Origin of the sequence: Kitasatospora sp. GP30 (assembly GCF_029892145.1) — a bacterium.
GTDB classification, from domain to species: domain Bacteria; phylum Actinomycetota; class Actinomycetes; order Streptomycetales; family Streptomycetaceae; genus Kitasatospora; species Kitasatospora acidiphila.
In genome coordinates this window covers 49,104-55,501 of the sequence record NZ_JARZAH010000049.1, presented here as the reverse complement: position 1 = coordinate 55,501, position 6,398 = coordinate 49,104, and the positions used below count along the sequence as shown (strand labels likewise).

General features: G+C 68.9%; 6 protein-coding genes and 1 pseudogene. 2 read left to right on the top strand and 5 right to left on the bottom strand.

What is annotated here, in order from left to right; all coding sequences use genetic code 11:
- Nucleotides 1-1,033: 1,033 nt before the first annotated feature.
- The gene (locus tag P3T35_RS36510; RefSeq protein WP_280709319.1) at nt 1,034-1,384 is read right to left on the bottom strand and encodes a DUF5131 family protein; all 351 of its coding nucleotides are present in this window, start codon (nt 1,382-1,384) and stop codon (nt 1,034-1,036) included.
- 662 nt (nt 1,385-2,046) lie between these two features.
- Between P3T35_RS36510 and P3T35_RS36505 the strand changes: the two genes are divergently transcribed.
- Nucleotides 2,047-2,577: a GNAT family protein gene (locus P3T35_RS36505; protein ID WP_101378278.1), complete on the top strand. Its 531-nt coding sequence runs from the start codon at nt 2,047-2,049 to the stop codon at nt 2,575-2,577.
- 313 nt (nt 2,578-2,890) lie between these two features.
- On the opposite strand, the gene P3T35_RS36500 is transcribed toward P3T35_RS36505, so the two are convergent.
- The 3 genes and pseudogenes from P3T35_RS36500 to P3T35_RS36490 form a co-directional block, all read right to left on the bottom strand.
- Nucleotides 2,891-3,142: a type II toxin-antitoxin system RelE/ParE family toxin gene (locus P3T35_RS36500; protein ID WP_101378277.1), complete on the bottom strand. Its 252-nt coding sequence runs from the start codon at nt 3,140-3,142 to the stop codon at nt 2,891-2,893.
- Nucleotides 3,139-3,383, bottom strand: a pseudogene (locus tag P3T35_RS36495) (type II toxin-antitoxin system Phd/YefM family antitoxin). The gene P3T35_RS36500 and the pseudogene P3T35_RS36495 overlap by 4 nt, the downstream one beginning before the upstream one ends.
- Before the next feature lie 15 nt (nt 3,384-3,398).
- Nucleotides 3,399-4,184, bottom strand: coding sequence for a hypothetical protein (locus P3T35_RS36490; RefSeq protein ID WP_101378276.1), 786 nt, complete (start codon nt 4,182-4,184; stop codon nt 3,399-3,401).
- Between the two features lie 458 nt (nt 4,185-4,642).
- On the opposite strand from P3T35_RS36490, the gene P3T35_RS36485 reads away from it, so the two are divergent.
- A complete protein-coding gene (locus P3T35_RS36485) occupies nt 4,643-5,446 on the top strand; it encodes a hypothetical protein (protein ID WP_101378275.1) in 804 nt (267 codons plus the stop codon).
- 451 nt (nt 5,447-5,897) lie between these two features.
- Here P3T35_RS36485 and P3T35_RS36480 read toward each other — a convergent pair whose 3' ends face one another.
- The gene (locus P3T35_RS36480) at nt 5,898-6,257 is read right to left on the bottom strand and encodes a VOC family protein (RefSeq protein WP_101378274.1); all 360 of its coding nucleotides are present in this window, start codon (nt 6,255-6,257) and stop codon (nt 5,898-5,900) included.
- Nucleotides 6,258-6,398: the final 141 nt, after the last annotated feature.

Sequence of the window (6,398 nt, the reverse complement as noted above, 5' to 3'; positions counted from 1 at the left end):
CAGGATGATCAGACGATCGCAAGAAGGGTCGGATTTACTCCGGTGGGTCCCGTTTCATCCGCCGTTCAGCGGTCAGTTTTCAACCGTCGCTGAGATCTCCCGCACCAGAGGGACAATCCACCTCGGGATTCCCACATTCGGCCACATCGTTGGCCGGACTGAGGGACCTGCGAGTGCCAGCGGCGGTACCACTTCCCAGTATGAGATCTAGCAGTAGCCGCTCAGATTGGCCCTGCCAGCCGGCGGTGTGAGGCGAGGCCAGGGGTAGCCAGCCCGATGGGAGGCCGCCGCCCGTAAGAGCTCCAGCACGGTACATCCCGGATATCCCGGGAAACTCGTGTAATTGAAGCGGTAGTAGCAGCTCCAATAGCTAACCACTCGCTTCTGGGTACGGGCGAAGAAGGAGGGATTGTCCACGATGAACTGGCCGTAGGCAGCATTGAGAGCGGTACCCGGCATATCAAGGTCGCTGAGTGCTTCCGGATGACCACCAGGATCTCCACAACGTACTCACCGACCAACTGCACGACGTACGGAATGACCCAAGGCTCCGCAGAGCCAACGATGCATTCCAGGTGGCGCTGGCGGACCCTCCCGTCATGGTGCCTGGTGTACAAGCAGTGCAGGATCGTCAGTTGTCTTGGCGAGAGAGATTCCAGCGCGTCAGCTGACGGTTCGTCGTTGTACAGCCGAGTGGGGATCGCAAGGCACTGCCCCTGCACGTTGACCGAGAACGGGTTCCGCCAGCGTCAGCTGCGATGTCTTCATGGCTGCCAGGACCACTCGGACGTCGTCCGCGAGCGGGCTCGGGAACGCCATGCTCAGGTGGTCACTGTCGTCGAGAGGCTGGGGAACGGCTCTGAGCATATGCGTACGACGCGGCGTAGTTCGGAGAAGCCTGCGTCCGCTGCCCGATGCTCCAGGTCAACCCCAAAGATGCTCCCCAGGCTCGCCGAGATCGAGAAGGACCTGATCATCCGCCGCAAACGGGCTGAGGAGGAGCAGTGATTCGGCGAGATCGAGGGAATCGACCTCACCCTGACTTTCGTCCGCGCCAAGCAGGCAGACGCAGCGCGGCTACCCGCCGCACATAGTCAAGTGGCACCCGCGCATGGAACAGGTCCGACATCGAGTTCACGAACACCACCCGCGGCGCCCTCCAACCCAGGGGTACCTGCAGCGCATCCGGGTGCACTGTCACCCCGAACCCCGGACCCGACGTTCGCGGATCGCCATCCACCTGGTACTTCGCCGCGCCCATCGCCTTCAGCCGCTTCGCCAGCGCCAGCGCGTAGCAGTTGTCGCAGCCGGCCGAGATCCGATCGCACCCCGTCGTCGGGTTCCACGTTGCCTCGGTCCACTCGATCGCGCTGCGGTCACCCACTGTTCCTCCCCAAGCCGTCCCCTGCCCCGGCAACCCGGCGCAGCATGCTCAACGACCCTGCCCTGCACGGGACACCGGCCATCCAACCATCCGCCACTGATCGACTTTCCCGGGGCCCAGCCGCCGCCACACCCGGCCGTGGGGATAGCTGCCCTCACGTACCACCAGCCGCTTCGCACTCATCACGCCACCCCCCGTACCGGGCACGGCCGAGCCACGCACCATCAGGGCCTGGGGGTGGCGACGGGCAGGGCCGCAGCGGGATCGCGCCAGCGCGGGCAGACCCCCAGCTGGCTCATAACTGGGATTCCGAGTCCCTACAGTCCCTGCACATACGGCCAAACGTGCCTTGACCTGGGCAGATACGAAGGGACTCAAGACGCAAGACTGTGCCCGGCTCAATCCCCGTCGAGTCCCTGTTATGCCACAGGAACCGGCATCGCCCAGTGTCCGGTCGAGGAGCCCGTTCCTCTCCCGGACCCGAGGCCAGCAGGACCAGGCCGGTTGCTCAGTCCGCGATTGATGGTGGGCGTAGCTTCGTCTCGGCGTAGCTGATCTGGGGTGTTGCTGCGACCGTTGACCAGCCCGGGGTGTTGCGATGGGCGGTGCTCGGTCGGGATATTCGCTGGTCGCCGCTTGTTGATGGTGGTCATACTGCCGCGATGGATCCAGTGACGCTTGAGACCGACCGTCTGGTGCTTCGGGCCTTCACACCTGCAGACGTGGATGCGGTGTACGAAGCCTGCCAGGACGAGGACATCCAGTTCTACACCCCGGTGCCGGTGCCGTACCGGCGTGCGGACGCGGAGAAGCTCGTCGGCGAGAAGCTGCCCGCTCAGTGGGTCGAGGACAGGGACTACACCCTCGGCGCGTTCCGCAAGGACACCGGCGCCCTGGTCGGTTCGTACTGCCTGACCCTCATCAGCCGCGGCGTCTGGGAGCTCGGTTACTGGGCGGTCAAGGAGGAACGCGGACGCGGGTACTCGGTGGAGGCCGCTCGGGCCCTGTGCGATTGGGGCTGGGCCACGCTCGACGTGCACCGCATCGAGTGGTGGGCCATGGCCGGGAACACCAGCTCGCGTGCCGTCGCCGAGAAACTCGGCTTCACCGTCGAAGGGACACTGCGCAATCGTGGTATCGCCAACGATGGCAAGCCGCATGACTGGTGGGTGGGCGGACTGCTGAGGCCCTGATGTTCGGGCTGGTGCTTGGCCGGCTGCGTTTGTTCTTCTGCAGGGACTACACCGCGACCCACCAGGCGATCGCTTCATTGGTTTCGGACCGTTCAGCTCGCCGACCGACCCGCCCCAAGCCGAGCACCGAGCTCGTGCTCGCTCGGCAGGCCGCCTGCTGATCAACCACCAGCCGACCCGCCAGGCCAGCACGCGCAAACCTCAATCGCGGACCAAGTCGTTAGCCGGGGCCAGGCTGGGTGGTCCACCAAAACGCCGATGGCCGGACCCCCACGGTCGACGGTCCGGCCATCGTGGTGCATGGTGCGGGTGGTCAGCCGATCCTGCCGAGGTGGATCACGACGATGGTGACGGTGGCCTCGGTGATCTCGTACATGACGCGGTAGCGGCCGACGTGCATCCGGCGCAGGTCCGGTGAACCGTATTCCGCGCTGCCCGGCGGGCGCGGGGAGTCGGCGAGCAGGTCGACGGCGTCCATGACCTGCCGCGGGCCTTCGGGGTCGTCTTTGAGCAACCGGGCGGCGGCGTTGATGGCCGGCTCGTCCCAGATGATCGTGAAGCTCAAGCGGCGGGCCCCAGACCGAGCCGGGCGCGGACCTGCTCGTGCGGCACGCCCGTGGTCTCGCCGGCCGCCTGCCTGGCCCGGTACTGGGCCAGGGCCAGGCGTCCTCGAGGTCGGCCAGTTCCTGGGGATTGATGAGGACCGCGGCGGGCTGGCCGTGGTCGGTGATGGTGATGCGCTCGCGGGCGTGCGAGGCACGCCGGACCAGCGAGCCGAGGCAGGCCCGGGCCTCCGTGATCGGCAAGGCCTGGGCAGGGAATCAGCCCTGGCTGCGGCGGGCGTACGCCAGGGCATGGGCTCGCAGCGGTACGGCCGCACTCTTGGTGGCGGCGCGGGCTTGGAGGTCCCGCACCAGGGACACGGCGAAGCCCCGGAGGTGGTCCTCGTCCAGCTCGCGCGCGACGTAGTAGTCCACGAGGTGCTGAAGGGCCTTCAGCTCGCCGCCGGTCACCGTGATCTGGGTCCTCGCGTCGTCGGTGAGGATGGCCCGGCTGGCATGGCTCCAGCATGCGTTGCGGCGCAGGTTCCTGATCCGGTGGGTGCCACCGCGGTATTCGAGGCCGACCACTGCTCGCAGTTGCTTCATGAGACCGGGCAGATCCGTCCCCGGGCGCCGGTAGAGGCGGCGGTCAGGGTGTCCGACCGCGAGGATGTCGGCTGAGGCCTCGGTGAAGAAGTCCACGACGGCCTTGGGGTTCGGGTTCAGGCCGGCGTTCATCCAGCGGGTGGTCTCGGTGTTGTCGAACGTCGCGCCGATGTTCCAGCCGGAGATGGCCGACCAGTACAGGCCCAGGTCAGCGCAGCCGTTACCGCCGCCGAATCGCCGAGCGATGTCGAACGGGAAGACCAGCCGGCCCTCGTCCAGGATGTCGGCGAGGTCTTTGGGCGTCTCGGTCCACTCGATGCCGTGGAAGTCCACGAGCGTCGTCCCGATGGGATACCCGGCAGTGAGCAGCAGCTCCGCGACGTCGGCGATGTAGTCGCCGAAGGTCTTCTCCAGCGCGCTGAGGAGCTGGGGGTCGATGCTCTCCCCGTCAGTGGTCACGTGCAGTCCTCTCGTGAAGCGGGTGTGGCCGCGCCGGGGCCAGCGAACGTCTCGCGGCCACCTTGTCGCACCACCGCGCGGTTGTCCCGGCGTTCCCCGAACGAGCGCTCATGCAGCTCCGATCCGCGGCGGGGCCGGGCGGACACTGCGCAGCGGGACGCGGCTCCGCAGAGATCCGGCGCATGCCGATCTCGTTGCGCCCCATCCCGAGGCTGTAGATCACGGCGGGCAGGCGGTGGCGGCGGGATCAGGTCCGCAGGATGGTGAGTGAGAGGGTGCTCTTACCGCGGGCGGGCCAGCTGCCCAGGACCGAGTGTCCGAGGGAACGGTGGTGGGCTGCGGTTCGCCCAAGCGGCACTCAGCTCAAGCTCCTACGTCGACCAGTCCCGGCTGAGTGAGATCACCTGCGCTGAGAGGCACCCTTGGACGGGGTACCGCGCGCAGGACGAGGAGTGAGCATGGGCAAGCTGCGCAGGAGCCGGCGCACCGAGCAGGTGGAGCCGGACGAACAGGTGGCAGAGCTGGCCGCCGAGCTGGCCGGGGAGCAGCGACCCGAGGCGAAGGCGCGCATCGGCGTCCACCGCCTCGCCCAGTCGCTGACCCGCGCCCGGATGAGCCGGGGCGGCGATCGCGGCGGTGCCCGCCGCTGGTCCCCGGTCACCGACCGGCTGTCCGCCGCCGCTCCCCGCATCCCGATCCGCGACCTGGCCACACTGCGCCGCCAGCACCCCACCGCGCGCACTCCCGAAGAACTGGCCGACCGCCTGGTCACCGGCGCCTGCCGGGCCACCGCAGCGATCGGGGCCGGGGTCGGCGCGGCCGCCGTCGTGCCCACGGTGGCGATCACGGCCGAGCTGGCGGCCGAACTGCTCACCGTCGCGGCCATCGAGGTCAAGCTGATCGCCGAACTGCACGAGGTCTACGGCCAGGGCGCCGCCGGCAACGCCTTGGAGCGCAGCACCGCCTACCTGGGTGCCTGGGCCCAGCGGCGTGGCATCGACAGCATGAGTCTGCTGCGGCCCAGCGGGGTCCTCGCCATGGGCGCGGGGGCCCGGGTCCGGCAGCAGGTCAGCCGCCGCCTCGCCCGCGGCTCGCTGCGCAAGCTGCCGTCGCTGGCGCCGTTCCTGCTCGGCTCCGCACTCGGTGCCCACCTCAACCGCCGGGACACCGAGCGCCTCGCTGCGCAGGTCCGGAGGGATCTGCGCCGTCGCCCGCCGCTCGGGGGGCCGCTGTACTGGATGGGGAAAGCCCGATCGGACTGACGTCAGAACGTCCACGGCCCACGCCCGGGCGACCGCCTGACCGTACCGGCCTCACCGGACGAGATGGTTACCCGAGACCAGGTCGGATGGCTGCGCATCGACGAGGACCTCGAATACGAGGCCCCGGTCGCGCACGCCAAGTTCCGCGCCAACCCCGGCACCGTGAAGCTGACACCGCTGTCCGAGCCGCCCACCGACTTCGACCGGGCCCTTGCCCTGCTCGAAGCCGAACTACCCCAGCTCGGCCGGGAGATGCCCGCCACCGCCACCGGCGCCCTGGCCACCAGCATCCACGAGTACCTGACCGGCCCGCTTGGCGCCCACCGCATGGTCCTGCGCCTCAAGGACGGCGCAGCCTGCACGGCCTGGACGAGTGAGTCCCCCAACGCCGAGCGCCCCCACCCGGACCCGACGGTTCGCAGCGGGGGCGCTCGGCTGTGCAGTCAGCGATCTACGGGCCGTCGATCCCGATCACCGTGCCGAACGGGTCGCGCAGCTGGGCGATGCGCCGCCCCGGCTCGATCTGCAGCGGGCCACGGTGGTGCTCGCAGCCAGCCGCCAGCAGCCACTCCCGTGCCCGGTCCACGTCGCCCACCGACCAGTACACGACCGGGCTGCCGCCCCGCGGGTTGCGCTCGTCGTCCGCCGGGTGGAAGCCCAGCTCGACCCCGCCGTGCTCCACCCAGGCGTAGACCGCGCCCGACTCGCTGACCTCCACCTTCGCCTGGGTGTCCAGGAGGTCGCCCCACCAGCGTGCCGACGCCTCGGGGTTTTCAGCAAAGGTCATCACAGTGCGTACGGCGTTGAGCATGGAAGCCTCCGGGACGTCGGCAGCAGTGCATCTATGGCGCGGGCAGGATTCAGGATAGGTACACGACGTCAAGCCCTGGGCGCACGGAGGTCGACAGCGCCCCGCCGCCGGTAGGCACGCCCGCGACGGGCCGCCCGAGAC

Coding starts and splice junctions, on each gene's coding strand:
- P3T35_RS36505 (WP_101378278.1), top strand. CDS start 2,047: ATGGATCCAGTGACGCTTGAGACCGACCGTCTGGTGCTTCGGGCCTTC.
- P3T35_RS36485 (WP_101378275.1), top strand. CDS start 4,643: ATGGGCAAGCTGCGCAGGAGCCGGCGCACCGAGCAGGTGGAGCCGGAC.
- P3T35_RS36480 (WP_101378274.1), bottom strand. CDS start 6,257: ATGCTCAACGCCGTACGCACTGTGATGACCTTTGCTGAAAACCCCGAG.